Source organism: Streptomyces cacaoi (assembly GCF_006539165.1).
GTDB classification, from domain to species: Bacteria; Actinomycetota; Actinomycetes; order Streptomycetales; family Streptomycetaceae; genus Streptomyces; species Streptomyces cacaoi.
In genome coordinates this window covers 159,876-186,856 of record NZ_BJMM01000004.1, presented here as the reverse complement: position 1 = coordinate 186,856, position 26,981 = coordinate 159,876, and the positions used below count along the sequence as shown (strand labels likewise).

Genomic DNA, 26,981 nt, shown 5'->3' with positions numbered 1-26,981 from the left:
CGCACGACGACGACCAGCGGTCTTTGGCTTCGCAGATGAGAGTACGGGAACGGCCCCGTGAGCGGCAAATCGCCCCCGGGGCCGTACGCGGCCGAGCGTCCCGGCGTCAGCCGAGGCCGGGGCGTGCCTTGCCCTTGGACTCCTCGACCTGCGAGGCCGGCGGCGGCGTCAGATCGACGTCGGTGCCGTAGTCCGAGTAGTAAGTGACGTTGTTCATGCTGGTCTTGGAGCCCTGGGACGACTCCTTCTTCTTGATCAGAAGGTCGTCCCCGTCGATCCACAGATCGATCTTCTCGCTCTTCATCCCCGCCTGCTCGAACTGGCGCTCAAGGGCCTTCCGGTCGGATTCCTTCAGGTCCTTGGACTGCATCTTGACGAGCTCGGAGAGCGTCAGGGTGCCGGTGTAGTGCGTGGTCTTCGTGCCGCGTACCGTCTCGCTGCCCACGGCCTCGACCTTGCGGCTGGCCAGCAGGGTCTGCACGGAGCGTGCCGGGTTGTTGTTCTGGAGCTGGTCCTTGAGCATCGCGCCGGACGGGCCGCCGTCGCCCAGCTCGTCGTAGCTGGACTTGGCCCACTTGGCGCCGCCTCCGGCCCCGCCCGTCTTGATGTACATCCCGTCGGCGAGGTAGCGGACCTCGAAGTCCATCGGCGCCCCGGTCCCGCCCTTCATGGTGGCGGTGACCGTGCCCCGGATCCCGCCGGACGACCAGTCGAAGGCGCCCTTGTTCTCGGTCTTGAGCGTCCGGCCGTTGAGGACCTGCGTCTGCTGCGCCTCCGTCTTCGCCGACTGCTGCTTCTCCGTCGCCGTGGAAGCCTTCTGGAGCGCGGCCAGCGCCCCCTGCACCGGCGAACCCCCGCCCTTGCTCGCGGACTTGTCCCCGGACTTGTCTGCGGACGAGCCGCCGTCGTCGCTGCCGCAGGCCGTCAGGCCGGTCATCAGCACGACTCCGGCCGCTGCCGCGGCTATGTGCGTCTTCCGCACGGGATCCCCCCAGTTGTGTCGAACGTCAGCTCACGATCTTTATCCGTACCTTACGTGCCGCTGCGGCGCCGAGGGGGCGCCGGAGGATTTCCGGTACGCGAAAGGCCGGCGTCCGGTCCCCGTCGGGGCGGACGCCGGCCTTCGTGAGCCGGGTGCGGTCAGACCGCCGCCGGGTCCTCCTCGGTGAGGAGGTTGCGGGTGCGGTTGGCGTCGACCGGGACGCCGGGGCCCATCGTGGTGGTGAAGGTGGCCTTCTTGATGTAACGGCCCTTCGCCGCCGAGGGCTTCAGCCTGTTGATCTCCTCAAGGGCGGCGGCGTAGTTCTCGACGAGCTGCTTCTCGTCGAACGACACCTTGCCGATGATGAAGTGCAGGTTGGCGTGCTTGTCGACGCGGAACTCGATCTTGCCGCCCTTGATGTCGGACACGGCCTTGGCCACGTCCGGGGTGACGGTGCCGGTCTTCGGGTTCGGCATCAGGCCACGCGGACCGAGCACGCGGCCGAGGCGGCCGACCTTGCCCATCAGGTCCGGGGTGGCGACGACGGCGTCGAAGTCCAGACGGCCGCCGGCGACCTCCTCGATCAGCTCGTCGGCGCCGACGATGTCGGCGCCCGCGGCCTCCGCTGCCGCAGCACGGTCGCCGGTCGCGAAGACCAGGACCCGGGCGGTCTTACCGGTGCCGTGCGGAAGGTTGACGGTGCCGCGGACCATCTGGTCGGCCTTGCGCGGGTCCACACCCAGGCGCATGGCGACCTCGACGGTCGCGTCGAACTTCTTCGTGGAGGTCTCCTTGGCGAGACGGACGGCTTCGAGCGGCGCGTACTGACGCGTCCGGTCGATCTTCTCGTCCGCGGCGCGGAGAGTCTTGCTGCGCTTCACTGCTGCTCCTGATGACGGGAGTCGTGGTCCGGGCCGGCGCAGGGCCCTGCCACGGTGTACGGGACGACGGGTACCGCGTGGGCCGGGTTTCAGCCCTCGACGGTGACGCCCATGGAACGGGCGGTACCGGCGATGATCTTCTCCGCGGAGTCCATGTCGTTGGCGTTGAGGTCGGGCATCTTCGTCGTGGCGATCTCACGCACCTGGTCGCGGGTGATCTTGGCGACCTTCGTGCTGTGCGGGGTGCCGGAGCCCTTCTCGACGCCCGCGGCCTTGAGGATCATCTTGGCGGCCGGCGGGGTCTTGGTGATGAAGGTGAAGGAACGGTCCTCGTAGACCGTGATCTCCACCGGGATGACCCACCCGCGCTGCGACTCGGTCGCGGCGTTGTAGGCCTTGCAGAACTCCATGATGTTGACGCCGTGCTGACCCAGCGCCGGGCCGACGGGCGGAGCGGGGTTCGCCTGGCCGGCCTGGATCTGGAGCTTGATCAGCCCCGCGACCTTCTTCTTCTTGGGAGGCATGTTCTCTCCGGGTCCTGGTGAGAGGTGATTCGTGCCCCGCCCGTCACCCGGGCGGAGGCATACCGCACAACGATAGCTCTTCCTGCCGCGCGGCTTGAAACCGAGCAGGTCAGGACGGGCCCGAAGGCTCCGTCCTGACCTGTCCGGAAGCTGTGGTGCCGGGGGTTCCGCGGTGTGCGGCTCCGGTCAGTTCTTCTGGATCTGGTCGAAGCTCAGCTCGACCGGGGTCTCGCGGCCGAAGATCTCGACGAGGCCCTTGACCTTCTTCGAGTCGGCGTTGATCTCGTTGATCGTCGCCTGGAGCGTGGCGAACGGGCCGTCCGTGACGGTGACCGAGTCGCCCACCTCGAAGTCGAGCACCTGGACCTCGACCTTGCGGCCGGGACCGCCGGCGGGCTTGCCCTCCTCCTCGGCGGCGGCCGCCTTGGCGGCCTTCTCCTCGGCCTCGGGGGCGAGCATCTTGACGATCTCGTCGAGCGTCAGCGGGTACGGGTCGTAGGCGTTGCCCACGAAGCCGGTGACGCCCGGGGTGTTGCGGACGACGCCCCAGGACTCGTTCGTCAGGTCCATGCGCACCAGCACATAGCCGGGGAGCTTGTTCTGGCGGACGGTGCGGCGGTCGCCGTTCTTGATCTGGACGACCTCCTCCTGCGGCACCTCGGCCTGGAAGATGAAGTCCTCGACGTTCAGGGAGACCGCGCGCTGTTCCAGGTTGGTCTTCACGCGGTTCTCGTAGCCGGCGTAGGTGTGGATCACGTACCACTCGCCGGGCAGGTGGCGCAGTTCCTCGCGCAGCTGCGCGACGGGGTCGACCTGCTCCTCCTCGGCCTCGGCGGCCTCTTCGGCCGGAGCGTCCTCGGGGACCTCGGCGGCGGCTTCCGCTCCGTCCTCGGTGTGGACGGCGGCCTCCTCGGCCGGCTCGCCAGCGGCGGTCTCGGCAGCTTCCGCCCGGTCGACACTGCTGTCCGCTGCCTCGACGATGTCGCGCGCGGTGTCGTCGCCCTCGCTGGGCTCGACGGCATCGTTCAGGTTCGGCTCAGACACGGTGGCTGCTTCTTCCTGGCGTAAAGGGGTCGAACATGCGGAAAGGCCCCGCGAGGGGCCGGTCCGCGGGAGGTCAGCCGAAGACGTGCTTCATGACTTCGGTCAACCCATAGTCAATCACGAACACCAAGGCGATGATGATGACGACGAAGACGATCACAACGGTCGTGTACGTCGACAACTGCTGCCGCGTGGGCCAGACAACCTTGCGGAGCTCGGCGATGATCTGCCGGTAGAAAAGCGCAAGACGGGCCAGTGGCCCCTTCTTTGCCCGCTTTCCGCCCTTACGAGGCTTCTTGCCGCTGCCTTCGGACGACCCTCCGGGCTCGGGGACCTCGGTGGTATCCGTGATCTCCGTCACTCGTCCTCACCTGATCCGGGTCGTGGCCCTGCGGCGTCCGGCCCGGCCGCACGGCGGTGCAATTCAGTACGTACGCAAGCACACACCTTGGCGACGTGTGTGTAGCAGGGCCGGAGGGACTCGAACCCCCAACCGCTGGTTTTGGAGACCAGTGCTCTACCAATTGAGCTACGACCCTTTGTGGTTCCTTCAACTTACCGCATCCGACCGACCGCATGGAGTGCGCTCTTCGGTGTCCGGACTGAAGGCCAACGACGTGTGAGTGTACGTGCTCAGCGGCCGGGCGTCGAACAGGGAGCTGCGGCCACTGTGACAAACCTCCGTGTCCGGGGCCTCGCACGTCTGGGAACATGCCGGTATGACCGCAGCGACTCCCTCTGCACAGCCCCCTTCCGAGCGGCGGCTCTCCGCCCGTATCAGCGCGATCTCCGAGTCCGCGACGCTGGCCGTGGACGCCAAGGCGAAGGCCCTGAAGGCCGCCGGGCGCCCCGTGATCGGGTTCGGCGCCGGTGAACCCGACTTCCCCACGCCGGACTACATCGTCGAGGCCGCCGTCGCCGCCGCCCGCGATCCGAAGAACCACCGGTACTCCCCCGCGGGTGGACTGCCCGAACTGAAGTCCGCCATCGCCGCGAAGACGCAGCGCGACTCCGGGTACTCGGTCGAGCCCACCCAGGTGCTGGTCACCAACGGCGGGAAGCAGGCGATCTACGAGGCGTTCGCCACGCTGCTCGACCCGGGCGACGAGGTCATCGTCCCCACTCCGTACTGGACCACCTACCCGGAGTCGATCCGGCTGGCGGGCGGGGTGCCGGTGGAGGTCGTCGCGGACGAGACGACCGGGTACCGGGTCTCCGTCGAGCAGTTGGAGGCCGCGCGCACCGAGCGGACGAAGGTGCTGCTGTTCGTCTCGCCGTCGAACCCGACCGGTGCGGTCTACCCGCGCGAGCAGGTCGAGGCGATCGGGCGCTGGGCCGTCGAGCACGGGCTGTGGGTGCTGACGGACGAGATCTACGAGCATCTGGTGTACGGCGACGCCGAGTTCAGCTCGATGCCGGTCGTCGTGCCGGAGCTGCGGGACAAGTGCGTGATCGTCAACGGTGTCGCGAAGACGTACGCGATGACCGGCTGGCGGGTGGGCTGGGTCATCGGCCCGGAGGACGTCGTCAAGGCGGCGACCAACCTCCAGTCGCACGCGACGTCCAACGTCAGCAACATCTCGCAGGTCGCCGCGCTGGCCGCCGTCTCGGGTGAGCTGGACGCCGTGGAGCGGATGCGGGAGGCCTTCGACCGGCGGCGGCGCACGATCGTGCGGATGCTGAACGAGATCGACGGCGTCGTCTGCCCGGAGCCCGAGGGCGCGTTCTACGCGTACCCGTCGGTCAAGGCGCTGCTCGGCAAGGAGATCCGGGGCCGCCGGCCGGCCACCAGCGTGGAGCTGGCGGCGCTGATCCTGGAGGAGGCCGAGGTGGCCGTGGTGCCGGGTGAGGCGTTCGGTACGCCGGGGTATCTGCGGCTGTCGTACGCACTGGGTGACGAGGATCTGACCGAGGGTGTCTCGCGGATCCAGAAGCTGCTCGCGGAGGCGCGGGACTGAGGCGTTCGCACACGGAAGCGGAGCGCACAGCGCGCCCGAACGCACGGCCGGGGCCCGGGAGTTCGCCGGGCCCCGGCCGTGTGTTCGTGGGGCGCCCTCGGGGAACCGGCTGTTCCAGCGGCGGAGTATGCGGCAGGATCTTGGGATGTTGCACTCTTCAGGAGAGCGGGATCTGCGCACACTGCCCAAAGCCCATCTGCATCTGCACTTCACCGGGTCGATGCGACCGGGCACCCTGCTCGAACTGGCCGACAAGTACGGCGTGCACCTGCCGGACGCGCTGAGCGGGGGCGAGCCGCCCAAGCTGCGCGCCACGGACGAGCGCGGCTGGTTCCGCTTCCAGCGGTTGTACGACATCGCGCGTTCGTGTCTGCGCGCCCCCGAGGACATCCAGCGGCTCGTCCGGGAGGCCGCCGAGGAGGATGTGCGGGACGGGTCCCGCTGGTTGGAGATCCAGGTCGATCCGACCTCGTACGCGCCGCGTCTGGGCGGGCTGACCCCGGCGCTGGAGATCATCCTGGACGCCGTGGAGCGGGCCTCGCGGGACACCGGGCTCGGGATCCGGGTGCTCGTCGCGGCGAACCGGATGAAACACCCGCTGGACGCCCGTACTCTCGCACGGCTCGCGGTGCGGTACCGGGACCGCGGCATCGTCGGCTTCGGGCTGTCCAACGACGAACGCCGTGGATTCGCACGGGACTTCGACCGGGCCTTCGCCATCGCCCGGGAGGGCGGGCTCCTGGCGGCGCCGCACGGGGGCGAGCTGTCCGGGCCGAGCAGCGTCCGGGACTGTCTGGACGATCTGCGGGCCGGCCGCGTCGGGCACGGCGTCCGTGCAGCGGAGGACCCCTGGCTGCTCGCCCGGCTCGCCGAGCGGCAGGTGACCTGCGAGGTGTGCCCGGCCTCGAACGTCGCGCTGGGCGTCTACGACAAGCACGAGGACGTGCCGCTGCGCACGCTGTGGGAGGCCGGGGTCCCGATGGCGCTCGGGGCCGACGATCCGCTGCTGTTCGGCGCGCGGCTGGCGGCGCAGTACGAGCTGGCCCGGCGCGCACACGGCTTCGACGACGCCGAACTGGCCGAGCTGGCCCGGCAGTCGGTGCGCGCCTCGGTCATGCCCGAGGACGTCCGGAAGCGGACGCTGGCGGACATCGACGCCTGGCTGGCCGCCGAGCCCGGCCTGCCGGAAGCGGACGGTCCGCCGCTGGGCCGGGCGGGCTGAGGAGCACCGTGGCTCCGCTCCACCGCACGGCGGGTTCCGGCGCCGGCGCGCTCAATCCCGCGGCTCGGGCGCCAGGCCGTCCAGAAGGGTGCGGACCACGTCGCGCGCGAACTCCCGGGCGGACGCGGGCGGTCGCTCGCCGCCGGCGACGTCGTAGAGGAACGCGCGGTGGGCGCACGCCCCCAGGAGCAGGGCGGCGGCGGCGTCCGGGTCGGCGTCCGGCCGGATCGCGCCGCGCTCCTGCTCGGCGCGCAGATAGCCGGCCAGCGCGAGCAGCGGTGCGCGGGGGCCCTCGCCCAGCTCGCGCACGCCCTCGAAGTGGCGCTGTTTGAGCGCCGGTTCGGCGAACAGGGAGGCGGCGATCGGCACGCTCTGCTCGTAGAAGAGGGCGGCGTGCTCGGCGACGTCCAGCAGGTTGCGCTCCAGGCCGTGCCCGGACCCGCCGGGGTCGGCCCGCAGTTCGTCCAGGAGCGGGTTCAGCCGGGGCAGCCGCTCGCGCAGGACGTGGACGAACAGCTCCTCCTTGCCGGTGAAGTGCTTGTACAGCGCGGCCTCCGAGCAGCCTGCCTCGCGGGCGATCTCCTTGGTGGTGGTGCGCGCGAGGCCGACGGTGCGCAGCAGATGCTCGGCGGCGTCGATGATCCGCACCCGCGCCGGCCGCGTTGACTTCTCGGAGGGCATCCGCACACCCTAAAGGTGAGTGAACACTCACCCACCTACTGCCCAGCGAGAGGCGAACCGTCATGCGGATCACGGTCTTCGGCGCGACCGGCGGGACCGGCCGGCAACTGGTGGAGCAGGCGGTGGCGGCCGGCCACGAAGTGACCGCCGTCGTACGCGATCCCGGCCGGCTGCCGATCCGTCACGCACAGCTGGAGGTGGCCACGGCGGACGTCACCGATGCCGCACAGCTGCGGCCGCTCGTCGCCGGCGCGGACGCCGCGGTCTCCGGGCTGGGTTCGCCCACGAACAAGGGCGCCGGCATCGCCTCGACGGGAACGCGCGCCATCCTGCGCGCCCTGGAGGCGGAAGGCGTGGAACGGTTCGTCGCCGTGAGCGCCGCGCCCGTGGGCGACCAGCCGCAGGACGAGAGCGCACTGTTCCGGGCGACGATGCTGCCGATGGTGCGCCGGGCCTTCAAGAACGTCTACGCGGACCTCGCCGTGATGGAGAACGAGATCCGCGGCAGCCGGCTGGGGTGGACGATCGTGCGCCCGCCCCAGCTGACGGACGAGCCCGGCACCGGCTCCTGGCAGCTGCGCGAGGGAACGGCCGTACCGCACCGGCACCGGATCACCCGGGCCGACCTGGCGGGCGCCGTGCTGGCCATGGCACAGGACGGCTCCACCGCGCGGAAGATCTACGGCGTTGCCAACTGAGCCCGCGCACGGCCGGGTTCGCCGGAGCGTGAGCCGGCGCAGGGCGGCGCTCAGGCACCGGGCGCGCGCCGGGGCAGGCCCGTCCCGCCCCCTTCCACGAAGGCGGGCGCGCGTACGGCTACAGCGCGCAGCCGACCGTCACCGGCTCGTTGGTGAGCGTGATGCCGAAGGCCGCCCGCACTCCGTCGCGGACCTCGCGGGCGAGGGCCAGCAGATCGGCCGTGGTGGCCGCACCGCGGTTGGTGAGCGCCAGGGTGTGCTTGGTGGAGATGCGGGCCGGGCCGCTGCCGTAGCCCTTGGTGAAGCCGGCGCGGTCGATGAGCCAGGCCGCCGAGGTCTTGGTGCGGCCCTCGCCGTCGGGGAAGGCGGGGGGCACGGTGTCGGGGCCCAGCCGCTCGTGCACCCGCTCCAGGAAGGCCGCGAACTGCGCCTCGTCCAGCACCGGGTTGGTGAAGAAGGAGCCGGCCGACCAGGTGTCGTGGTCCTCCGGGTCGAGCACCATGCCCTTGCCGGCCCGCAGCTTGAGCACCGTCTCCCGCGCGGTGGCGGCGGGGACCCGCTCCCCCGGCTCGACGCCCAGCACCCGCGCGGTCTCGGCGTACCGCAGCGGCGCCGACAGCCCGCCCGCGTCCTCCAGCGCGAAGCGGACCCGCAGGACGACATGGCGCGCCGGGTCCTGCTTGAACCGGCTGTCGCGGTAGGCGAAACCGCACTCCTCGTTCGGCAGGGTGACGATCTCGCGGGTGCGCCGGTCGTAGGCGACGACCTCGGTCAGGGTGCGCGAGACCTCCTGGCCGTAGGCGCCGACGTTCTGCACCGGCGTGGCACCGGCCGAGCCCGGGATCCCGGCCAGGCACTCGATGCCGGCCAGCCCCGCCTCCACGGCGTGCGCCACGGCCTGGGACCAGTTCTCGCCCGCCGCCAGCTCCAGCCGGGTGCCGCCGAGGGTGAGCCCCGAGGTCGCGATGCGCAGGACGGTGCCGTCGAAGCCTTCGTCGGCGACGACCAGATTGCTGCCGCCGGCGACGATCAGCAGCGGCGTCCCGGCGTCGTCGGCCTCGCGCACCGCCGCGATCACTTGCTCGTCGGTGGTCGCCGTCACCAGCCGGGCGGCGGGCCCCCCGAGGCGGAGCGTGGTGAGGGGGGCGAGAGGGACACCGGTTTCCACGTGAAGTTCCTGCACGCGCTCAAGAGTACGAGAGCGGCCCGGCAGGCCCCGGACCGCTCCACCGGGACGGGCCCGCCGCGCGGGACCGCCGCCGGGTGCCTCAGCCCAGCCGGACGACGGCGCGGGCGAGGCCCAGCACCTTCTGGCCCGCGCTGGTGGCCGTGAGATCGACGCGGACGGTGCGCTCCTCGTCGTCGAGCTTGGCGGCGACCTTCCCGGTGACCTCGATGACGGCGCCCTGCTCGTCGTCCGGCACCACGACCGGCTTGGTGAAGCGCACGCCGTACTCGACGAGCGCGCCCGGGTCGCCGGTCCAGTCGGTGATCACGCGCCCGGCCTCGGCCATGGTGAACATCCCGTGCGCGATGACGTCCGGGAGCCCGACCTCCTTGGCGAAGCGCTCGTTCCAGTGGATCGGGTTGAAGTCCCCGGAGGCTCCGGCGTAGCGCACCAGCCGGGCACGGTCGACGGGGAAGGAGCAGGCGGGCAGTTCGGTGCCGGCCTCGACATCGGCGTAGGCGACCTTCGCTGTCATCTGCGTCACTCCTCTTCCAGCGCGCGCGCCACCAGGGTGGTGTGCACGGTCACGACGTGCTCCCCCGTACCGTCCTCGACCTCGCCGCGGACGGCCACCATCTCGTTGCCCGCGAGGGACTTGACCGACTCGATGGTCGAGGTGACGGACAGCACATCACCGGCGCGGACCGGACGGGTGTAGCTGAACTTCTGGTCCCGGTGGACCACCCGGCTGTAGTCCAGGCCCAGCTGCGGGTCCTGCACCACGCGCGACGCCTCCTCGAAGGAGAGCGCGAAGACGAAGGTGGGGGGAGCGACCACATCCGGGTGGCCGAGCGCCGCGGCCGCCTCGACGTCGGTGCAGGCCGGGTTGGTGTCCCCGATGGCCTGCGCGAACTCGCGGATCTTCTCCCTGCCGACCTCGTACGGCCGGGAGGGCGGATACGTCCGCCCGACGAAGGACTGGTCGATGGCCATCGCGGCGCCTCCTGGGATCGGTGCGGGCGATCCCCGCACCGCGCGGGGACCCCGGAGCGGAAACAGCACGAGGCCGACCCCGGCGTTCCGGGGGCGGCCTCAGCGCTCGGAAGAAGTCAGCGCGTCTCGCGGTGCAGGGTGTGCCTGTTGTCGCGCGGGCAGAACTTCTTCATCTCCAGGCGGTCCGGGTTGTTGCGCCGGTTCTTCTTGGTGATGTAGTTCCGCTCCTTGCACTCCACGCAGGCCAGCGTGATCTTCGGGCGGACGTCTGTGGCAGCCACGTTGAGTGCTCCTTGACGAACGGACGGGTTTTAACGCAGAAAGAGTAGCCGATCGGAGGACCGACCCCACAACCGGCTACTGTCGGTGAAGTAGCGGTGACCGGACTTGAACCGGTGACACAGCGATTATGAGCCGCTTGCTCTACCGACTGAGCTACACCGCCACGATGTGGCGAGCCTTCCGCCCGAGGACGGACGGCATCTTCACATCAGAGCCCCAAAACGGAATCGAACCGTTGACCTTCTCCTTACCATGGAGACGCTCTGCCGACTGAGCTATTGGGGCGAGCGATGAAGACATTACACGCCTGGCCGCCAAACGTGAAATCGGTATCCGTACCGTCCGCACCCCCGCCGGCCCCCCGCTGCCCCAACAGGCCCTGGCACCACGCCGGTACGACTATTCGCCTCCTCCACCTTCCCCTCACCGCCCGCTCCTACCCTCGTCCCGACAACCCCGACGCTGCCGAAACCCCACAATGATGGGTGGTAGCGGGCGACGGGAGGGCGGGAGGGCGAGATGACCGACAGTGAGCCGCGGGAGCCGGGGAACCACGTACGGGAGACCACGGACACCGCGCCCGGGCGTTCCCTGGTGCTCTGCGGCGCCCGGCTCGCGGACGGCCGCACCGTCGACGTCCGGCTCGTCGGCGACCGCATCGAGGCCGTCGGCACCGCGGGCAGCCTGCGGACCGCGCACGACGGCGGCTCCCGCGTCGATCTGGCCGGCTATCTGCTGCTCCCGGCGCCCGCCGAGCCCCACGCGCACTACGACACGGCCCTGACGGCCGAACCGCCCGCGCCCGGAGCCGCGGCCCCGGGCCCCGAGGAGGTGCAGCGCCGCGCCACCGAGGCCGCGCTGCTCCAGCTCGGGCACGGTGCGACGGCGCTGCGCAGCCATGTGCACATCGGGGACGTGGCGGGGCTGCGCTCGCTGGAGGCCGTGCTCCAGGCGCGCAGGGCGCTGCGCGGGCTGGTGGAGCTGACGGCGGTGGCGGTACCGCGGCTGCTGACCGGGGCCGCGGGCGCCGAGGGCCTGGCCATGCTGCGGGACGCCGTCAAGATGGGCGCGGGCGCGGTCGGCGGCTGCCCCGATCTCGACCCCGACCCCGGTGGCTACGTGGAGGCCGTGCTGGAGGTCGCCGCCGAGCACGGCTGCCCCGTCGATCTGCACACCGAGGGGGACGACCCGGCCCGGCTGGCCCGGCTCGCGGCCGCCGCCGGGGGGCTCAGGCCGGGGGTCGCGCTCGGGCCGTGCGGGGGGCTGGCCCGGCTGCCGCACCAGGTGGCGCTGCGCACCGCCGACCGGCTCGCGGCCGCCGGGGTCACCGTCGTCTGCCTGCCGCAGGGCAACTGCGGAATGCTGGAGCGGCCGTCGCCCGGGTCGCCCTCGCGGGTGGCGCCGGTGCGGGTGCTCGCCGCCGCCGGGGTCGCCGTGGCCGCGGGCAGCGGGGCGCTGCGGGACGCGGCCAACCCGGTGGGCAGGGGCGATCCGCTGGAGGCGGCCTTTCTGCTGGCCTCGCACGGTGAGGCCCGTCCGGAGCGGGCCTACGACGCGGTCAGCTCCCGGGCGCGGGCCGCGATGGGGCTGCCGGAGGTGCGGGTGGAGGCGGGGTTCCCCGCCGAGCTGCTGGCCGTGCGCGGCGCGGAGCTGGCCGGGGCGCTCTCGCTGGCGTACAGCAGGATCGTGGTGCACCGCGGCCGGGTCGTGGCGCGTACCAGCGCGGTGCGCGAGTACTGCGATCTGGCGGCCTCGCCCGATCCGGGGCTGCCGCGGCAGTCCCAGGGGTGACGGCCGTCCGCGGACGGGCTTCTGCCGGGCCGGGGCGTCAGGGCGTACGGTCGGTCGTATGCGCACAGTCATCGCTGGTGGACACGGTCAGATCGCGCTGCGGCTGGAGCGGTTGCTCGCCGGGCGCGGGGACGAGGTGGCGGGCATCGTCCGCCGCCCCGAACAGGCGAGCGACCTGCTCGCCGCGGGCGCCGAGCCCGTCGTCTGCGATCTGGAGTCGGCGGACACGGCGGAGGTCGCACGGCATCTGGAGGGTGCCGACGCCGCGGTGTTCGCGGCCGGGGCCGGCCCGGGCAGCGGCAGCGCCCGGAAGAAGACGGTGGACGAGGACGCGGCCGTCCTGTTCGCGGACGCGGCCGAACAGGCCGGTGTCCGGCGGCTCCTGGTCGTCTCGGCGATGCGGGCCGACTCCTCGCTCGCCGGCACGCCCGAGGGCATGGACCCGGTCTTCGCCGACTATCTGCGGGCCAAGGGCGCGGCGGACGACGACGTACGGGCCCGCGCGGGGCTCGACTGGACGATCCTGCGCCCCGGCCGGCTCACCGACGGCACCGGCACCGGCCGGGTCCTGCTGTCCGACGCCACCGGGTACGGCGAGATCACCCGGGACGATGTGGCCGCCGTCCTGGTCGGGCTGCTGGACGCGCCCGGTACGGCGGGCCGGACGCTGGAGCTGGTGGGCGGCCGGACCCCGATCCCCGAGGCCATCGCGGCCGTCTCGGGCAGCTGACGCGTCGCCCTCGGGCCGCCGCCTCCCCGCGCGGGGCCCGAGGGCCCGTCAGGTCACCAGGCCCTGGCGGTAGGCGTAGACGACCGCCTGGACGCGGTCGCGGAGATCGAGCTTGGTGAGGATGCGTGAGACGAAGGTCTTCACCGTCTCCTGGCTGATCCGGAGGCTCCCGGCGATCTCGCTGTTGGAGAGGCCCTCGGCGATCAGGCGGAGCACCTCCAGCTCGCGCGGGGTCAGCGGCAGTTCGGGCGGGGTGCCGCCGGCGGGCCGGATGCGGGCGGCGTACCTGCCGACGAGGCGGCGGGTCACCTCCGGCGCGAGCAGCGCGGCGCCCGCCGCCACCGTCCGGATCCCGTGCAGCAGATGGGCCGGCGGCGCGTCCTTCAGCAGGAAGCCGCTCGCCCCCGCGCGCAGCGCCTCGTAGACGTACTCGTCGAGATTGAACGTCGTCACCACGAGCACCTTGACCGGGTGCGGCACACCGGACCCGGCCAGCAGGCGGGTGGCCTCGATGCCGTCGAGCACCGGCATGCGGACGTCCATCACCACGACGTCCGGACGCAGCCGGCGGGCCAGGTCGACCGCCGTCCGGCCGTCCCCGCACTCGCCCGCCAGCTCCAGGTCGGGCTGCGCATCGATGATCGTCGCCAGGCCGGTGCGGACCAGCACCTGGTCGTCGCAGATCAGGACCCGTACCGGGGCGGTCACGACGGGCTCCCCGCGGGTATGCGGGCCCGCACCACGAAGCGGTCGTCCGGGCCGCCGCCGGCGTGGAAGTCGCCGCCCAGGACGTCCACCCGCTCCCGGAGACCGGCCAGGCCGCGCCCGCTGCCGCCGGGGTCCGGCGGCTGCTCGCCGGAGCTCTCCGTGCCGACCTCCACGAGGATCTCCCGTTCGCCGTGCCGCACCCGGACCGAGGTACGGCTCCCCCGGGCGTACTTGAGCGCGTTCGTCAACGCCTCCTGGACGACCCGGTAGGCCACGACGTCGGCGCTGCCGGTCGACTCCGCCGGTGTCCCCTCCTCGGTGAACTCCACCGGCTGGCCCGCCCGCCGCGTCTGTTCCACGAGCGTGAGCAGCCGGCCGACCGCCGGTGGCCCGGCCTCCGTGCCGTGGCCGGGGTCGAGCAGGTCGAGCAGGTGCCGCAGATCGGTGACGGCCCGCCGGCCGGTGTCGGAGACGGCCGTCAGCGCCGTCTCCAGCCGCTCGGGCGCCGCCGTCAGATACCGGGCCGCCTCGGCCTGCACGACCATCGCCGTCACATGGTGGGTGACGACGTCGTGCAACTCCCGGGCGATACGGGCGCGTTCGGCGGCGCGGGTGTCCTCGGCGACCCGGCGGCGGCGCTCGGCCTCCGCCGCGCGGGAGGAGCGCAGCCACGCGCCGAGCGCCCAGGCGAGGACGAGCGCCAGATAGAACGTCACGAACTCGCCCGCCGACTCCCCCGATCCGACCCGGGAGAGGACGAGCGCGAGCGGCACGTACGCGGCCGAGAAGGCGAACGCGGTGATCCGCCGGTGCCGTTCGAGGTGGCAGCCGACGCTCAGCAGCGCGAGGGGCAGCGCGGTGCCGGCCAACGAGTGGTAGCCGCGCAGCTGATCGAGGGCGAAGCCGGCCGCCACCACGGCGAGGCCGGCGACGGGCCACCGCCGGCACACGAGGAGCGGCAGACACTGCAACACGATCGCCACGACGGCCAGTACGTCGAAGGAGTGCGGCGCGACCCCGCCCAGCTGTGTGCCGTGTGTATGGAACGCCGGCACGAACGACGCGGCCAGGAGCAGCAGTCCGAGCGGGGCGTACCAGGCCGTGAGACCGAACCGCCGCCACAGCTGCGGGACCCGCCGAGGAGTGATCACCCGGGAACTATAGGGACGGCGACGCCCCGGAATCATCACCGCACAGGGGCAGGCCCCGCGTAGCTCGCACGGGGGACGGCGGACCACGGACGGGACGCGCCTCGACGAGACGGGCCCCGCTCGGCCGGGCCGACCGCGTCCACGTCCGCGTGACAGCGCCCGGCCCGGCCGTCCGCGCCGGTTCCGGTTCCCGCCGGGCGAGCGGCCCCGCCCGGCAGCCGTTCCGGTACGGCGGTGCGCCGTGCCGGAACGGGACCGACGCGTGCTCGGGCAGGCGTGGCGGGGCCGCCGGGCGGTTCAGGTGGTGACGGTGTCCGGGAACCGGCGCTGCGTGCGGCCCGCGACGAGGAGTTGATGGAGTCGCGCGAGCGCGGCGATGAGGGTGGCGCGTTCGTCGTCGTCCACCTCGGACAGGGCGTTGGCCAGTGGCTTGTCGGCGCCTCCGGCGCGGCGCCGGTCGCCGGCGGTGCGGATGGCCTCGGTGACCTCGACCAGGGTCTTGCGGCCGTCGGCGGGGTCGGCCGCTGTCGTGACCCAGTTGCGGCCGACCAGGTTCCGCACGCTGGTGGAGACGCGGCTCTGGGCCAAGCCGGTGCGCTTGGCGATGTCCCCCACGGCGCTGCGTCCGTTCAGGAAGAGGTCCTGGAGGACCAGGAACTCGCCGGGGGCGAGATCGGGTGCGTCGGACCCCATGTCCTCCAAGGCGATCTCGGCCAGGCGGCGGCCGAGCTGGTACAGCTCGCTCATCTCCATACCCCCAAGTTACATCTCCGGTGTATGCATCTACAACAGATGCATCTTGACAGATTCATCTCTCGGGATACATCGTGGCGGACGAAGACAGCGAGCACGACCTGTGGGAGAGACACCGTGAGCCTTGGCGACTACCTGCTGTACACCGGCCTGTTCATCGCGATACTCGCCACGCAGCTCGGCACCCGACGGCCGGACGCGCGGCGGCTCCTGCTGCCGGTGGCGATCGTCGCGGGCGTCGGCTTCAAGTACCTCAAGGAGATCCCCTCGGGGAGCACGGCCCACCTGATCGAAGCGGCCGGGCTCGCGGTCGGCCTGCTGTTCGGCCTGGCCTCGATCGCCCTGATCGACGTCCGCCGCGACCCCGCGGACTCCCGCCTGATCACCGTCGCGGGCTGGCCCTACGCCGCCCTGTGGACGGTCGCGATGGCCCTGCGCATGGGCTTCGCCTACGGCTCCACCCACTGGTTCACCCACGCCCTCGTGACGTTCTCCACCGAACACCACGTCCCGGCCGCCACCTACGGCACGGCGTTCATCTTCATGGTCCTGGCCATGATCACCGTCCGGACCGCCGGCGTCCTCATCCGCGCCCGACGCGTGGGCGCCACCGTCGACTTCGGAAAGCTGCGCATCGCCCGCCACTTCGCCCGCTGAGCACCCCGGCCGGCCCTACGAGCCCCGCCGCCGGGGCCGGGTACTCCCCACGACGCGGCCCGCCCCGACAGGGACGGGCCGCGCGGCGTGAGGGGACCGGCCGAGTTCCGGTGCGGGAACGACGGGAGAGAGCGAGCCGGTTCGTTCGCCCTCCTCGACCCGGGCACGGCGTGAGACGGTCCACCCTCCCCGCCCGAACACAGCGAAGGGCCCCTGACCTTGCCGGATGGCTGGTCAGGGGCCCTTTCCCAGTTCTGTGGCGGCGCTAGGATTCGAACCTAGGAAGGCTGAGCCGGCAGATTTACAGTCTGCTCCCTTTGGCCGCTCGGGCACACCGCCTGGGTTGTGCTGCCTGCGCCCCGCTGTGGGCGGTGCGCCGTGGCAACGGTGTAAACCATACCTGATCCAGGGGGGTGGTTCGCCACCCGGTTGATCTCCGCGGAGGCCCGGGGCCGGAGGGGCCTCGGAGCGCCGGGGCGGGGCGGGCGGGTGGCTAGGCTTTCGGTCGGCCGCCCCGTACGTCGTCGGGGGGCTGTTTCTGCCGGATCTACGTACGAGGAGCCAACTCACCATGGCCGACTCCAGTTTCGACATCGTCTCGAAGGTCGAGCGGCAGGAGGTCGACAACGCCCTGAACCAGGCGGCGAAGGAGATCTCCCAGCGCTACGACTTCAGGGGTGTGGACGCCTCGATCGCGTGGTCGGGCGAGAAGATCGAGATGCGGGCGAACTCGGAGGAGCGGGTCAAGGCCGTGCTCGACATCTTCCAGTCCAAGCTGGTCAAGCGGGGCATCTCGCTGAAGGCTCTGGAGACCGGGGAGCCGCAGGCGTCCGGCAAGGAGTACCGGATCGCCGCCACGCTCCAGGAGGGGATCTCGCAGGACAACGCGAAGAAGGTCGCGAAGGTGATCCGCGACGAGGGCCCCAAGGGCGTCAAGGCGCAGGTGCAGGGCGATGAGCTGCGGGTCACGTCCAAGAGCCGGGACAGCTTGCAGGAGGTCATCGCCCTGCTGAAGGGCAAGGACTTCGACTTCGCGTTGCAGTTCGTCAACTACCGCTGACCGTCCGGTCCGTGCCCCGGCGGACCGGGCGCACGGGTGGACGGGTGCACGGGGACACCGACGCGGCCATGCCCTCCGGCGTGGCCGCGTCAGTGCGTCCGGGCGGGAGCGCGCGGTGGGGCGCTCGTCACCAGCGGTAGCGCGGGTAGGCGGTGGACGCGTCGGTGGGGACGATCTCGCGGCCCAGCGGGACGAGCGAGATGGGCACCATCTTGAAGTGGGCCAGGCCGAACGGGATGCCGATGATGCTCACGCACAGGGCGATGCCCAGGGTGATGTGCCCGATGGTGAGCCAGATCCCGGCGAAGATCAGCCAGACCACGTTGCCGATGCCGGACGGCGCCCCGGCGTCGTGGCGCTGCACCGTCGTCCGGCCGAAGGGCCACAGCGCGTAGGACGCGATTCTGAAGCACGCTATGCCCCAGGGGATCGTGATGATCAGGATGCAGCAGATGACCCCGGCGAAGAGATAGCCGAGGGCCATCCACAGGCCGGAGAAGATCAGCCAGATGACGTTGAGAAGGGTCTTCACCCGTCCCAGCCTGCCATTTTCTCCAGCCGGGCGACACGGTCGGCCATGGGCGGGTGCGTGGAGAAGAGCTTGGTCATGCCGTCGCCGCGGCGGAACGGGTTGGCGATCATCAGATGGCTCGCCGTCTCCAGGCGGGGCTCCGGCGGCAGCGGCAGCTGACGGGTGCCCGCCTCCAGCTTGCGCAGCGCCGAGGCGAGCGCCAGCGGATCGCCGGTGAGCCGGGCCCCGGAGGCGTCCGCCTCGTACTCCCGGGAGCGGGAGACGGCCAGCTGGATGAGGGAGGCGGCCACCGGCCCCAGCAGCATGATCAGCAGCATGCCGAACAGGCCCGGGCCCTCGTCGTCGTCGGAGCGGCCGAAGGGGATCAGCCAGGCGAAGTTGACCAGGAACAGCACCACCGAGGCGAGGGCGCCGGCCACCGAGGAGATCAGGATGTCGCGGTTGTAGACGTGGCTCAGCTCATGGCCGATCACGCCGCGCAGCTCCCGCTCGTCCAGCAGCCGCAGGATGCCGTCGGTGCAGCAGACGGCCGCGTTGCGGGGGTTGCGGCCGGTGGCGAAGGCGTTCGGGGCCTGCGTCGGCGAGAGGTACAGCCGGGGCATCGGCTGGCGCGCGGCCGTCGACAGCTCGCGCACCATCCGGTACAGCTGTGGCGCCTCGAACTCGCTGACGGGGCGTGCCCGCATGGCGCGCAGGGCCAGCTTGTCGCTGTTCCAGTACGCGTAGGCGTTGGTGCCCAGCGCGACGAGCAGCGCCACGACCAGGCCCGTCGTGCCGAAGAAGCTCCCCACGACGAGGATGAGAGCGGACAGCCCCCCGAGAAGCAGGGCCGTCTTCAGCCCGTTGTGCCGGCGGTGCACGGTGCGCCCTCCAGGTGGTGCGACAGGGGGACCCTGAGCCGGATGATCCTTCCACCGTCAGCGGCCCCTTCCAGTGGACCCTCCCTGGCCGGACAACGCACCGCGGCTGTGGCCGGTTCCCTGCGGGTGCCGGGAGAGCGGCGGGTGTGACCCGGCTCGCTCTCCCGTCGCCCCCTCTCCCTCTTGGCGTCGGCCCCTTCTCCCCCTTGCCGTCGGCCCGACCGTCCGCCTGGCTGCCGGGCCCCTTCCGCCCTCGTTCTCCGTGGGCCGAGGGGCCTTGTGCCTCTCCCCTCTGCTGTGACCCCTTTTTGCCTCTCCTCTGCTGTGGCCCCTTTTCGCTGCTCCTCTGCTGCGGGACCTTTTCGCCGCCGGGTCGCCGGTGCGGGGTGTCAGCTGCGGGCCGTCACTGGTACGCCGTCTCGACGAGGCGGGCCTTGTACAGGCGGCCGCCCGGACGCTGGGTCGCGGCCGACGGCCAGCGGAAGTGCACCCAGGAGGTGCCGAACGGGTTGCTCGCGTCCTGCGGTGCCGAGGTCCACACACCCTCGCCGCTGCGGTGCCGCGAGAAGGACTTCACATATTTGCGGGTGCTGCTGACCTCCATGGCGGCCGGGTTGCGCTTGTCGACCCGGTACACGTGGCCGGAGTCGGTGACGTAGAGGACGTTGGTGTCGGTGTAGTCGGGCTGGACGTCGTGGCCGTTGCCGGCGATCTTCCACTCGCCGGCCTGGACGAGGCGGATGTCCTGGTAGGTGCCCTCGACGCGGTACGAGCGCAGCGCGGTGCCGCCGACCGCCCACAGCAGACCGAAGAGCGGGTCCCACAGCACACCGTGCGCCTGGTGGAACGGGTAGGAGCGCAGATACTTCAGTGAGCTGATGGAGCCGTTCGTCGGGGCGAACAGGTGGAGGGAGCCGCCCTCCTTGCCGGGGTCGGTGCGGGTGCCCGCCACGATCACGGCTCCGGGGCCGCGTACGCGCTCGACGCAGTGCGGATAGTTGTCGAACGTCGCCTTCCACAGCAGCTTCTCGTCCGCGCGCCGGCGGATCTCCGCGTGCCCCTTGCCCTTGCCGGGGCCGCCGCCGGCGAGCAGGAAGACGGAGCCGTCGTTGGTGGTGTCCCGGAAGCGGGTCTCCAGGACGTCGCCCCAGCCCGGGTTGAAGCTCCACTTGATGCGGTCGTCGGTGAACGCGCCGTTCCGGTCGAAGACACAGACGTTGTTCCGGTTCACGTCCAGCACGGCGATCTCGTACGCCGGAGCCGCCTGGGCCGGGCCCGTGGCGAGCGCGCCCAGCGGGAGCGCCGCGCCGGCGGCGGCCGTCCCCTTCAGCAGTGTGCGTCTGTCGATGCTCATCCGTCGTCCCCCTCCGAAGAGATGCCGGGTACGGCCGGTCGCGGCCGTCCCGTCGGCGGGGACGCGTCCACAGCTGTGGAAGGTTCGGCTCCGGCGGGCGCCCGGCTCAGAAGAGCGTCATCCCGGCAAAGCGGAGGATGAGCTGCGGTGCTCCGGAGACGGCGAGGGCGAGCACGCCGGTGAGCGCGATCACCGCCGTCAAAGGCGCGGGGAACGGCACGCGGGCCCCGTCCGAGGGCTGCCCGGGGCGGAAGAGGACAGCTGTCCAGCGCAGGTAGTACACGAGGGCGATCACGACGTTGACGGCCATGACGACGGCGAGCCAGCCCAGCCCCGCGTCGACGGCCGCGCCGAAGACGGTGACCTTGGCGAACAGCCCGATGACGCCCGGCGGCAGCCCGGCCAGGCACAGCAGGAAGAAGGCGAGGGCCAGGGCCACCACGGGGCGGCCCGCCGCCAGTCCGCGGTGTGCCTCGATGCGGGCGTCGCCGCCGGCGGGCCGCAGCGCGCAGACGACGGCGAACGCGCCGAGGTTGACCACGGCGTACATCAGCGCGTAGGCGAGCGTCGCGCCGACGGGATCTCCGGGCCGGTCGGCCCAGCCGGCGGCGGCCGGCGGGACGAGCAGGTATCCGGCCTGGCCGACGGAGGACCAGGCGAGCAGCCGTACCGCGCTGTGCGGGCGGTCCGGCCGCTGGCGCAGGGCCGCGAGGTTGCCGACGCTCATGGTGAGCGCGGCGAGCACCGCCAGCACCGGGCCCCAGACGTGCGCGTAGGACGGGAAGGCGCGGACGGTGACGAGGATCAGGCCGGAGAAGCCGGCGGCCTTGCCGACGACCGACAGATAGGCGGCGACGGGCACGGGGGCGCCCACATAGGTTTCCGGCACCCAGAAGTGGAAGGGCGCGGCGGCCGTCTTGAAGGCGAAGCCGACCAGGGTGAGCACGACGCCCGTGGCGGCGAGCGTGCCCAGCCGGCCGTCGACGGCGGGCAGGCCCTCGGCGATGTCGCGCAGATGCAGGCTGCCGGTCGCCGCGTAGACGAAGCCGACGCCCAGCAGCATGACGGCGGTCGCGGTGACCGAGGACAGGAAGAACTTGAGCGCGGCCTCGGAGGAGAGCCGCTCCCCGCGCCGCAGGCCGACGAGCGCGAACGCCGGCAGGGAGGCGACCTCCAGGGCGATCACCAGGGTGGCCAGATCCCGGGCGGCCGGCAGCAGTGCGGCACCGGCGGCCGACGACAGCAGCAGGAACCAGAATTCCCCGGCGGGCAGCCGCTCCTGGCGGACGGCGGGGAGCGAGAGCAGCGCGGTGACGAAGGCGCCGCCGAGCACGAGCAGCTGGACGACGAGTGTGAACGGGTCGGCGACGTAGCTGCACGCGCCGGACCCGGAGGTGAGGCAGAAGGTCGCGCGGTCCTCGCCGACGAGCGGCAGCAGCGCGAGCCCGGCCAGCGCGAGGGCGGCCGCCGCGAGGGCGCCGAGGAGCGGCTTGCGGCGCTCGCCGAGGAACAGATCGGCGACGAGGACGACGAGCGCGGCGACGGCGGCGATCGTGGGCGGGGCGATCGCCGCCCAGTCGACGCTCTGCACCAGGCTTTCCGCGCTCCCCGGGGCCCCGGGGTTCCCGGCGCCCCGGGCGAGGTGCTGTCCGGGACCGGCGAGGCCGGTCGCGAGGGCGGCTGTCGGCGCGGTCATCGGCTGACTCCCGGCAGGAGGTGCTGCACGGCCGGTTCGGTCAGCCCGAGCAGCAGCGCGGGCCACAGTCCGGCCAGGACGGTGAGGACGACCAGGGGCGTCCAGGCGGCGAACTCGTGGCCCCGGACGTCGGGAACGGTGCCGGCGAACACCCCGGGCCCGGGCTCCGCCGCGGGATCGCCCGCGCACACCCGCCGGACGACGACGAGCAGATAGGCCGCCGTCAGGAGGGTGCCCAGGGCGCCGAGGGCGAGGAAGACGAGGAACGCGGGCCTGCTGAGGCCGGGCGCCGGGTCGTAGGAGCCGAGCAGGGCGAGCAGTTCGCCCCAGAACCCGGCGAGCCCGGGCAGGCCGAGGGAGGCGACGGCGCCGAAGGCGAGCAGCCCGCCGAGCCGGGGAGCCCTGCCGTACAGCGCGGCACCGGTGCGCCCGGCGAGCGCGTCGAGGTCGAGGGTTCCGGTGCGGTCCTTCAGGGCGCCGGCGAGGAAGAACAGCAGACCGGTGACGAGGCCGTGCGCGATGTTCGCGAACAGGGCGCCGTTGACGCCGGTCCTGGTGAGGGTGGCGATGCCCAGCAGGACGAAGCCCATGTGGCCGACGGAGGAGTAGGCGACGAGCCGCTTGAGGTCGCCGCCGGCGCCGCGCCGGGCGAGCGCCAGGCAGGCCAGCGAACCGTAGATGATCCCGACGACGCCGAAGGCGGCCAGATAGGGCGCGAAGGTGTGCGCGCCCTCGGGCACGGCCGGCAGCAGGATGCGGACGAAGCCGTAGGTGCCCATCTTCAGCAGGACGCCGGCGAGCAGCACCGAACCCGTGGTGGGCGCGGCGGTGTGCGCGTCGGGCAGCCAGCTGTGCAGCGGCCACATGGGCGCCTTCACGGCGAGGCCGAGCCCGATGGCGAGGGCGGCGAGCACCTGGACGCCGTGGCCCAGGCCGGAGCCGTGCTGCTCGGCGAGGCGCACCATGTCGAAGGTGCCGGCGTTCAGCCCGAGGACGAGCAGGCCGAGCAGCATGACGACGGAGCCGAGCAGCGTGTACAGCACGAACTTCCAGGCGGCGTGCTGCCGTCCGGCACCGCCCCAGCGGGCGATGAGGAAGTACATCGGGACGAGGACCATCTCGAACGCCAGGAAGAACAGCACCAGGTCCAGGACCGCGAAGGCCGCCAGGCTGCCGCTTTCCAGGAGCAGCAGCAGCGCGACGAACGCCTTGGGCGCGGGCCCCTGCGGCATGCGGAAGTAGCCGTACAGGGCGCACAGGAACGTCAGCAGCGCGGTCAGCACCAGCAGAGGCAGCGAAATGCCGTCCACGCCCAGATGCAGCCGTACGCCCAGTGCGGGGACCCAGCTGAGGTCGGTCTGCGCCTGCATGCGGCCGGGCCGGTCGTGGTCGAAGCCGAGGGCGAGGACGACAGCGGCGGCGAGCACGGCCCCGGTCACCGTCACGCCGTGCCGGAGCACGGCCTGTTCGGGGCCGCGGCCGCGCAGTCCGGGCGGTGCGGGGAGCAGCGCGCCGAGGGCGCCGAGCAGCGGCAGGACGACGACGGCGGCGAGCAGCCAGCGCAGCACGCTCTCGTCGAGCGGGATCACGGTCACGCCCCTCCGTTTCCGGTCGCGGCGAGCACGGCGACGACGGCGAGCACGAGGGTGCCCGTGAGCAGCGCGCCGAGGTACGTCTGCACGTTGCCGGTCTGCGCGCGGCGCACGGCGGCGCCCAGCAGGCGGGCTCCGTGGCCGGCCCCGTGCACATAGGTGTCGACGACGGCGCGGTCGAAGAAGCGCACCAGCTGTGCGGCGCCGCGCACCGGGCGGACGACCGCGGCCGTGTACAGCGCGTCGAGGTGGAAGCCGGCGGCTGCGTGCCGGTGCAGCGGCCCGAGCAGCAGCAGGCCGGGGTCCGGGTCGCCGTGCGGGCGGGCGGCGGCCAGCGTGGCGGAGTGCCGCCAGGTCGCGTAGGTGACGAGGCCGCCGACGAGGGAGACGCCGGTGGCGAGCACGGAGGTGGTGACGGTGGGGGCGAGGGAGCGGCCGTCGAACCAGTCGGGCAGCGGGAGGAAACCGAGGCCCAGCACGAGGGAGGGCACGGCGAGCACCCACAGCACGGTCGTCATCACGGCGGGCTCGCGCAGCTGTCCGTCCTTTTCGTGGACGGGTTCGGGGGCGGCGAGCGCCGTCTCGGGCGCCTGCTGCGGCACGTGTTCGGGAACGCCCTCGGCGGCCTTCGTGTCCGCCTCCGCACGCGCGCGCACCGGGCCGGGGGCGCCCTGCGGCGGGGCGACCGGGGGACGGTAGGCCAGCAGCCACAGCCGTACTGCGTAGGAGGCGGTGAGCAGCGCCGTGACCAGGCCGGCGACGAGCACCAGCCAGCCGGCCGCGGCCGGGATCCCGGCCTCCTCTCCGAACGCGGCGTGCTCGGCGGCCGCCAGGACGGCCTCCTTGGAGAAGAAGCCGGAGAACGGCGGGATCGCGGCCAGCGCCAGCAGGGCGATGCTCATCGTCCAGAAGGCGTCCGGCACCCGCCTGGCGAGGCCGCCGGTGCGGGACATCACCGTCAGCGAGTTGGTGCCGGCGGCGTGGATGAGGACACCGGCGGACAGGAACAGCAGTGCCTTGAACGCGCCGTGCGTCAGCAGATGGAAGACGGAGGCGCCGCGGTCGCCGACGGCCAGTGCACCCGCCATGTACGCGAGCTGGCTGATCGTCGAGTAGGCGAGCACGCGTTTGACGTCGTCCTGGGCGAGCGCGGCCAGCGCGGCGCCGGTCATCGTGACGCCGGCGACGACGGCCAGCACGACCAGCGCGGCGGCGGAGGCGGTGAACACCGGCAGCAGACGGCCGACGACGTACACACCGGACGCGACCATCGTCGCGGCGTGGATCAGCGCCGAGACCGGCGTCGGGCCCGCCATGGCGTCGGGCAGCCAGGAGTGCAGCGGGAACAGCGCCGACTTGCCGGCGACCCCGGCGAGCAGCAGCAGGGCGATCAGCGTCGGATGGGCGAGGTCCGTCCCCGACAGCGGCGAGGTGAGCCGGGCCAGGACGGTGCTGATGCGGAAGGAGCCCGTTTCGGACGCCAGCGCGAGGATGCCGATCAAGAACGGCACGTCGCCGAGCTTGGTGACCAGGAACGCCTTCAGCGAGGCCGACCGCGCCGCCGGTGTCTCCCAGTAGTGCCCGACGAGGAAGTACGAGCAGATGCCCATGACTTCCCAGCCGACGAGCAGCACGATCAGGTCGTCGCTGTAGACGACGAGCAGCATGGCCGCGGTGAACAGCGAGACCAGCGCGGCATACGACGGATAGCGCGGGTCCTCGCGCAGATAGCCCGTCGAGTACAGCTGCACGCACGACGCCACGACGCCGACCAGCACCGCGACGAGGACGGCGAACCCGTCGAGGTTCAGGGCGAGATGGACGGCGAGCGCGTCGTTGCCCGTCGGCGCCAGCTCGGTGGCTGCGCGCAGGGCCGGGCCGCCGCCCTGCCGGACGGCGACGAGCACCGCCAGCACGGTCGCGGCGAGCGTGGGCAGCACCGCGAGGGGACGCACGAAGCCGGGCGCGGTGCGGCCCAGCAGCAGCCCGAAGACGGCGCCGAGCGCCGGCAGGGCGGGGACGAGCGCGGCGAGGACGATGGTGCTCACTCGGTCTGCCCCCCTGCGGACGTTTCCCGCCCCTGCTGCGCGAGTTTCTGCTCCCGGCCGTTTTCCCGGCTCTGCTGTGCGAGTTCCTGCTCGGTCTCCTGCGCGTCCGTCCGCAACGGCAGATGTGCGGGCGACGGCGGCGGGTCGGCGTCCTCACGCAGGTCGCGGAGCCGGTCGATGTCCGAGGTGCCGCGGTTGCGGTACACCTGGAGGACGATGGCCAGCCCGATGCCGATCTCGGCGGCAGCGAGCGCGACGGTGAACAGCGTGAGCGCCTGCCCGGCGTGCAGGGAGTCGCGCAGCCACACGTCGAACGCGACGAGGTTCAGATTGACGGCGTTGAGCATCAACTCGACCGACATCAGCACCAGTACGGCGTTCCGCCGGGCCAGCACGCCGTACAGGCCGACGCAGAACAGCAGTACCGCGAGAACGGCCGGATAGGCGAGATGCATCAGCTGCGCCCCTTTCCGCCCCGCTCGTCCGCGCGGCGGCCTCCGGTCCGGCCCGCGCCGTCCCCGCTGCGCCGGGACAGCACGATGGCGCCGACGAGCGCCGCCAGCAGCAGCACCGACAGCGCCTCGAAGGGCAGCACCCAGTGCCGGAACAGGGCGACGCCGGTGACCTTCGAGGCCCCGGCCACCGCGCCGTCGACCTCCACCCAGGTGGACCGGAAGGCGTCGACGACGACCGTGACGAGCGTGCCGGCCGCGGCGAGCGCCACGACGAGCGCCGGCCAGCGGCGGGTGGCGTCGGCGTCCGGCGACCGCCCGATGGGCGCCCTGGTCAGCATCAGCCCGAACAGCAGCAGCACGACGACGGAGCCCACATAGATCAGCACCTGCACCCAGGCGATGAACTCCGCCGTCAGCAGCAGATATTCGACGGCGACCCCGCCGAGCGCGGCCACCAGCCACAGCGCCGCGTGCACCAGCTGCCGGGTGGTGACGGTGACGATCGCAGCGCCCAGGGTGACGAGACCGACGAGGAGGAAGACGACCTCCACGCCGGTCGGGGACAGAAAGCCGGGGTGCCCGGCGGCGAGCGTCACGAGGCGCCCTCCCCGGGGCCGTCGCCGCCCTGTGCGCCCCGCCCGCCGGACGCCTCGGCCCGCTCCTGGGCGGCGAGCTTGTCGGCCGTCCTGCGGGCCGTGGCCAGCTCCTTGGCGTCCTCGGCCGCCTCGTCGAGCGCCGGCGGCTCGGGCACCGTCCACATCCAGGCGCGCAGCTTGTCGCGCTCGTGCGTCAGTTCGTGGATGTCCGTCTCCGCGTACTCGAACTCGGGCGACCAGAACAGTGCGTCGAACGGGCAGACCTCGATACAGATGCCGCAGTACATGCACAGGGCGAAGTCGATGGCGAAGCGGTCCAGCACATTGCGGCTGCGCTCGCGCCCGCCGGGCGCAGCGGGCGGCACCGTCTCCTTGTGCGAGTCGATGTAGATGCACCAGTCGGGGCACTCGCGGGCGCACAGCATGCACACCGTGCAGTTCTCCTCGAACAGACCGATCACCCCGCGGGTGCGGGGCGGCAGTTCGGGCTGCGCCTCCGGGTAGTGCTCGGTGACCGCGCGCCGGGTCATCGTGCGCAGCGTGACCGCGAGCCCCTTGGCCAGGC

General features: G+C 72.3%; 29 protein-coding genes and 4 tRNA genes. 7 read left to right on the top strand and 26 right to left on the bottom strand.

The window, feature by feature from the left end:
• Positions 1–106 precede the first annotated feature (106 nt).
• The 6 genes from SCA03_RS06210 to SCA03_RS06185 all read right to left on the bottom strand — a co-directional run bounded on the left by SCA03_RS06210 (position 107) and on the right by SCA03_RS06185 (position 3,970).
• Complete coding sequence (locus SCA03_RS06210) at positions 107–982, bottom strand: SCO4651 family lipoprotein (protein ID WP_086815853.1); 876 nt, start codon at positions 980–982, stop codon at positions 107–109.
• 158 nt (positions 983–1,140) lie between these two features.
• A complete protein-coding gene (gene rplA, locus SCA03_RS06205; protein ID WP_030883833.1) occupies positions 1,141–1,863 on the bottom strand; it encodes a 50S ribosomal protein L1 in 723 nt (240 codons plus the stop codon).
• Between the two features lie 89 nt (positions 1,864–1,952).
• Positions 1,953–2,387, bottom strand: coding sequence for a 50S ribosomal protein L11 (rplK, locus tag SCA03_RS06200; RefSeq protein ID WP_030883829.1), 435 nt, complete (start codon positions 2,385–2,387; stop codon positions 1,953–1,955).
• Positions 2,388–2,573: 186 nt separating this feature from the next.
• Complete coding sequence (gene nusG / locus SCA03_RS06195; protein WP_086815855.1) at positions 2,574–3,431, bottom strand: transcription termination/antitermination protein NusG; 858 nt, start codon at positions 3,429–3,431, stop codon at positions 2,574–2,576.
• Positions 3,432–3,504: 73 nt separating this feature from the next.
• Positions 3,505–3,792: a preprotein translocase subunit SecE gene (secE, locus tag SCA03_RS06190; RefSeq protein ID WP_030883823.1), complete on the bottom strand. Its 288-nt coding sequence runs from the start codon at positions 3,790–3,792 to the stop codon at positions 3,505–3,507.
• A 105-nt stretch (positions 3,793–3,897) separates the two neighbouring features.
• Positions 3,898–3,970, bottom strand: a tRNA-Trp gene (locus SCA03_RS06185).
• A 180-nt stretch (positions 3,971–4,150) separates the two neighbouring features.
• On the opposite strand from SCA03_RS06185, the gene SCA03_RS06180 reads away from it, so the two are divergent.
• On the top strand, positions 4,151–5,389 hold the full coding sequence (locus SCA03_RS06180) for a pyridoxal phosphate-dependent aminotransferase (RefSeq protein WP_086815857.1): 1,239 nt from the start codon (positions 4,151–4,153) through the stop codon (positions 5,387–5,389).
• 145 nt (positions 5,390–5,534) lie between these two features.
• Positions 5,535–6,611 (top strand): adenosine deaminase, encoded by a 1,077-nt coding sequence (locus tag SCA03_RS06175; RefSeq protein WP_086815859.1) that lies wholly within the window; start codon positions 5,535–5,537, stop codon positions 6,609–6,611.
• 51 nt (positions 6,612–6,662) lie between these two features.
• Here the strand turns inward: SCA03_RS06175 and SCA03_RS06170 are convergent, their stop codons facing one another.
• The gene (locus SCA03_RS06170; protein WP_086815861.1) at positions 6,663–7,292 is read right to left on the bottom strand and encodes a TetR/AcrR family transcriptional regulator; all 630 of its coding nucleotides are present in this window, start codon (positions 7,290–7,292) and stop codon (positions 6,663–6,665) included.
• A gap of 62 nt (positions 7,293–7,354) precedes the next feature.
• Here SCA03_RS06170 and SCA03_RS06165 point away from each other — a divergent pair, with 62 nt between their 5' ends.
• On the top strand, positions 7,355–7,990 hold the full coding sequence (locus SCA03_RS06165) for an NAD(P)-dependent oxidoreductase (RefSeq protein ID WP_086815863.1): 636 nt from the start codon (positions 7,355–7,357) through the stop codon (positions 7,988–7,990).
• Between the two features lie 118 nt (positions 7,991–8,108).
• Here SCA03_RS06165 and SCA03_RS06160 read toward each other — a convergent pair whose 3' ends face one another.
• The 6 genes from SCA03_RS06160 to SCA03_RS06135 form a co-directional block, all read right to left on the bottom strand.
• The gene (locus tag SCA03_RS06160; RefSeq protein WP_086815865.1) at positions 8,109–9,173 is read right to left on the bottom strand and encodes a UDP-N-acetylmuramate dehydrogenase; all 1,065 of its coding nucleotides are present in this window, start codon (positions 9,171–9,173) and stop codon (positions 8,109–8,111) included.
• Between the two features lie 85 nt (positions 9,174–9,258).
• Positions 9,259–9,693, bottom strand: coding sequence for a MaoC family dehydratase (locus tag SCA03_RS06155; RefSeq protein WP_030883807.1), 435 nt, complete (start codon positions 9,691–9,693; stop codon positions 9,259–9,261).
• A gap of 5 nt (positions 9,694–9,698) precedes the next feature.
• The gene (locus SCA03_RS06150) at positions 9,699–10,151 is read right to left on the bottom strand and encodes a MaoC family dehydratase N-terminal domain-containing protein (protein ID WP_030883804.1); all 453 of its coding nucleotides are present in this window, start codon (positions 10,149–10,151) and stop codon (positions 9,699–9,701) included.
• Positions 10,152–10,267: 116 nt separating this feature from the next.
• Complete coding sequence (rpmG, locus tag SCA03_RS06145) at positions 10,268–10,432, bottom strand: 50S ribosomal protein L33 (protein ID WP_030883799.1); 165 nt, start codon at positions 10,430–10,432, stop codon at positions 10,268–10,270.
• A 91-nt stretch (positions 10,433–10,523) separates the two neighbouring features.
• Positions 10,524–10,596, bottom strand: a tRNA-Met gene (locus SCA03_RS06140).
• A 49-nt stretch (positions 10,597–10,645) separates the two neighbouring features.
• Positions 10,646–10,718, bottom strand: a tRNA-Thr gene (locus SCA03_RS06135).
• A gap of 234 nt (positions 10,719–10,952) precedes the next feature.
• Here SCA03_RS06135 and SCA03_RS06130 point away from each other — a divergent pair.
• Both SCA03_RS06130 and SCA03_RS06125 read left to right on the top strand, forming a co-directional pair.
• Entirely contained in the window at positions 10,953–12,224 is a 1,272-nt protein-coding gene (locus tag SCA03_RS06130) for an amidohydrolase family protein (protein ID WP_141275245.1), read from the top strand.
• A gap of 58 nt (positions 12,225–12,282) precedes the next feature.
• A complete protein-coding gene (locus tag SCA03_RS06125; protein WP_086818096.1) occupies positions 12,283–12,954 on the top strand; it encodes an NAD(P)H-binding protein in 672 nt (223 codons plus the stop codon).
• Between the two features lie 48 nt (positions 12,955–13,002).
• Here the strand turns inward: SCA03_RS06125 and SCA03_RS06120 are convergent, their stop codons facing one another.
• The 3 genes from SCA03_RS06120 to SCA03_RS06110 form a co-directional block, all read right to left on the bottom strand.
• Positions 13,003–13,662 (bottom strand): response regulator, encoded by a 660-nt coding sequence (locus SCA03_RS06120; protein WP_030883791.1) that lies wholly within the window; start codon positions 13,660–13,662, stop codon positions 13,003–13,005.
• On the bottom strand, positions 13,659–14,849 hold the full coding sequence (locus SCA03_RS06115; protein ID WP_212767479.1) for a sensor histidine kinase: 1,191 nt from the start codon (positions 14,847–14,849) through the stop codon (positions 13,659–13,661). The genes SCA03_RS06120 and SCA03_RS06115 overlap by 4 nt, the downstream gene beginning before the upstream one ends.
• A 261-nt stretch (positions 14,850–15,110) precedes the next feature.
• Positions 15,111–15,566, bottom strand: coding sequence for a MarR family winged helix-turn-helix transcriptional regulator (locus SCA03_RS06110; RefSeq protein ID WP_051846216.1), 456 nt, complete (start codon positions 15,564–15,566; stop codon positions 15,111–15,113).
• Between the two features lie 117 nt (positions 15,567–15,683).
• Here SCA03_RS06110 and SCA03_RS06105 point away from each other — a divergent pair, with 117 nt between their 5' ends.
• Positions 15,684–16,223 carry a hypothetical protein gene (locus tag SCA03_RS06105; RefSeq protein ID WP_086818097.1) on the top strand — a complete coding sequence of 180 codons (540 nt, stop codon included), beginning with the start codon at positions 15,684–15,686 and terminating at the stop codon, positions 16,221–16,223.
• 257 nt (positions 16,224–16,480) lie between these two features.
• On the opposite strand, the gene SCA03_RS06100 is transcribed toward SCA03_RS06105, so the two are convergent.
• Positions 16,481–16,562 (bottom strand) — tRNA-Tyr (locus SCA03_RS06100).
• Positions 16,563–16,794: 232 nt separating this feature from the next.
• Here SCA03_RS06100 and SCA03_RS06095 point away from each other — a divergent pair.
• A complete protein-coding gene (locus SCA03_RS06095; RefSeq protein ID WP_030888797.1) occupies positions 16,795–17,283 on the top strand; it encodes a YajQ family cyclic di-GMP-binding protein in 489 nt (162 codons plus the stop codon).
• Positions 17,284–17,410: 127 nt separating this feature from the next.
• On the opposite strand, the gene SCA03_RS06090 is transcribed toward SCA03_RS06095, so the two are convergent.
• From SCA03_RS06090 to SCA03_RS06050, 9 genes are all read right to left on the bottom strand, one after another.
• Positions 17,411–17,815, bottom strand: coding sequence for a YccF domain-containing protein (locus tag SCA03_RS06090; protein ID WP_030888795.1), 405 nt, complete (start codon positions 17,813–17,815; stop codon positions 17,411–17,413).
• Positions 17,812–18,675 carry a zinc metalloprotease HtpX gene (htpX, locus tag SCA03_RS06085; RefSeq protein WP_030888794.1) on the bottom strand — a complete coding sequence of 288 codons (864 nt, stop codon included), beginning with the start codon at positions 18,673–18,675 and terminating at the stop codon, positions 17,812–17,814. Before htpX ends, SCA03_RS06090 begins: the two co-directional genes overlap by 4 nt.
• A 403-nt stretch (positions 18,676–19,078) precedes the next feature.
• Positions 19,079–20,029 carry a twin-arginine translocation signal domain-containing protein gene (locus SCA03_RS35970; RefSeq protein WP_051846215.1) on the bottom strand — a complete coding sequence of 317 codons (951 nt, stop codon included), beginning with the start codon at positions 20,027–20,029 and terminating at the stop codon, positions 19,079–19,081.
• A 106-nt stretch (positions 20,030–20,135) separates the two neighbouring features.
• A complete protein-coding gene (locus tag SCA03_RS06075) occupies positions 20,136–21,725 on the bottom strand; it encodes an NADH-quinone oxidoreductase subunit N (RefSeq protein WP_030889673.1) in 1,590 nt (529 codons plus the stop codon).
• Positions 21,722–23,314, bottom strand: a complete 1,593-nt coding sequence (locus tag SCA03_RS06070; protein ID WP_086816197.1) for a complex I subunit 4 family protein — start codon at positions 23,312–23,314, stop codon at positions 21,722–21,724. Before SCA03_RS06070 ends, SCA03_RS06075 begins: the two co-directional genes overlap by 4 nt.
• Positions 23,315–23,316: 2 nt before the next feature.
• Complete coding sequence (locus tag SCA03_RS06065; protein ID WP_030888776.1) at positions 23,317–25,365, bottom strand: NADH-quinone oxidoreductase subunit 5 family protein; 2,049 nt, start codon at positions 25,363–25,365, stop codon at positions 23,317–23,319.
• A complete protein-coding gene (gene nuoK / locus SCA03_RS06060) occupies positions 25,362–25,820 on the bottom strand; it encodes an NADH-quinone oxidoreductase subunit NuoK (RefSeq protein WP_086816179.1) in 459 nt (152 codons plus the stop codon). Before nuoK ends, SCA03_RS06065 begins: the two co-directional genes overlap by 4 nt.
• Positions 25,820–26,416 carry an NADH-quinone oxidoreductase subunit J family protein gene (locus SCA03_RS06055; RefSeq protein ID WP_030888769.1) on the bottom strand — a complete coding sequence of 199 codons (597 nt, stop codon included), beginning with the start codon at positions 26,414–26,416 and terminating at the stop codon, positions 25,820–25,822. Before SCA03_RS06055 ends, nuoK begins: the two co-directional genes overlap by 1 nt.
• Positions 26,413–26,946 carry a 4Fe-4S binding protein gene (locus SCA03_RS06050; protein ID WP_086816200.1) on the bottom strand — a complete coding sequence of 178 codons (534 nt, stop codon included), beginning with the start codon at positions 26,944–26,946 and terminating at the stop codon, positions 26,413–26,415. The genes SCA03_RS06055 and SCA03_RS06050 overlap by 4 nt, the downstream gene beginning before the upstream one ends.
• Between the last annotated feature and the right edge of the window lie 35 nt (positions 26,947–26,981).

Bases quoted from the DNA above. Each gene is read 5' to 3' on its own strand.
- SCA03_RS06125 (WP_086818096.1), top strand. From the start codon at position 12,283: ATGCGCACAGTCATCGCTGGTGGACACGGTCAGATCGCGCTGCGGCTG.
- SCA03_RS06150 (WP_030883804.1), bottom strand. From the start codon at position 10,151: ATGGCCATCGACCAGTCCTTCGTCGGGCGGACGTATCCGCCCTCCCGG.
- SCA03_RS06050 (WP_086816200.1), bottom strand. From the start codon at position 26,946: ATGACCCGGCGCGCGGTCACCGAGCACTACCCGGAGGCGCAGCCCGAA.
- SCA03_RS06115 (WP_212767479.1), bottom strand. From the start codon at position 14,849: ATGATTCCGGGGCGTCGCCGTCCCTATAGTTCCCGGGTGATCACTCCT.
- SCA03_RS06110 (WP_051846216.1), bottom strand. From the start codon at position 15,566: ATGGAGATGAGCGAGCTGTACCAGCTCGGCCGCCGCCTGGCCGAGATC.
- SCA03_RS06095 (WP_030888797.1), top strand. From the start codon at position 16,795: ATGGCCGACTCCAGTTTCGACATCGTCTCGAAGGTCGAGCGGCAGGAG.
- SCA03_RS06075 (WP_030889673.1), bottom strand. From the start codon at position 21,725: ATGACCGCGCCGACAGCCGCCCTCGCGACCGGCCTCGCCGGTCCCGGA.
- SCA03_RS06180 (WP_086815857.1), top strand. From the start codon at position 4,151: ATGACCGCAGCGACTCCCTCTGCACAGCCCCCTTCCGAGCGGCGGCTC.
- SCA03_RS06155 (WP_030883807.1), bottom strand. From the start codon at position 9,693: ATGACAGCGAAGGTCGCCTACGCCGATGTCGAGGCCGGCACCGAACTG.
- SCA03_RS06130 (WP_141275245.1), top strand. From the start codon at position 10,953: ATGACCGACAGTGAGCCGCGGGAGCCGGGGAACCACGTACGGGAGACC.
- nuoK (WP_086816179.1), bottom strand. From the start codon at position 25,820: ATGCATCTCGCCTATCCGGCCGTTCTCGCGGTACTGCTGTTCTGCGTC.
- SCA03_RS35970 (WP_051846215.1), bottom strand. From the start codon at position 20,029: ATGAGCATCGACAGACGCACACTGCTGAAGGGGACGGCCGCCGCCGGC.
- SCA03_RS06165 (WP_086815863.1), top strand. From the start codon at position 7,355: ATGCGGATCACGGTCTTCGGCGCGACCGGCGGGACCGGCCGGCAACTG.
- SCA03_RS06170 (WP_086815861.1), bottom strand. From the start codon at position 7,292: ATGCCCTCCGAGAAGTCAACGCGGCCGGCGCGGGTGCGGATCATCGAC.
- SCA03_RS06175 (WP_086815859.1), top strand. From the start codon at position 5,535: ATGTTGCACTCTTCAGGAGAGCGGGATCTGCGCACACTGCCCAAAGCC.
- rplK (WP_030883829.1), bottom strand. From the start codon at position 2,387: ATGCCTCCCAAGAAGAAGAAGGTCGCGGGGCTGATCAAGCTCCAGATC.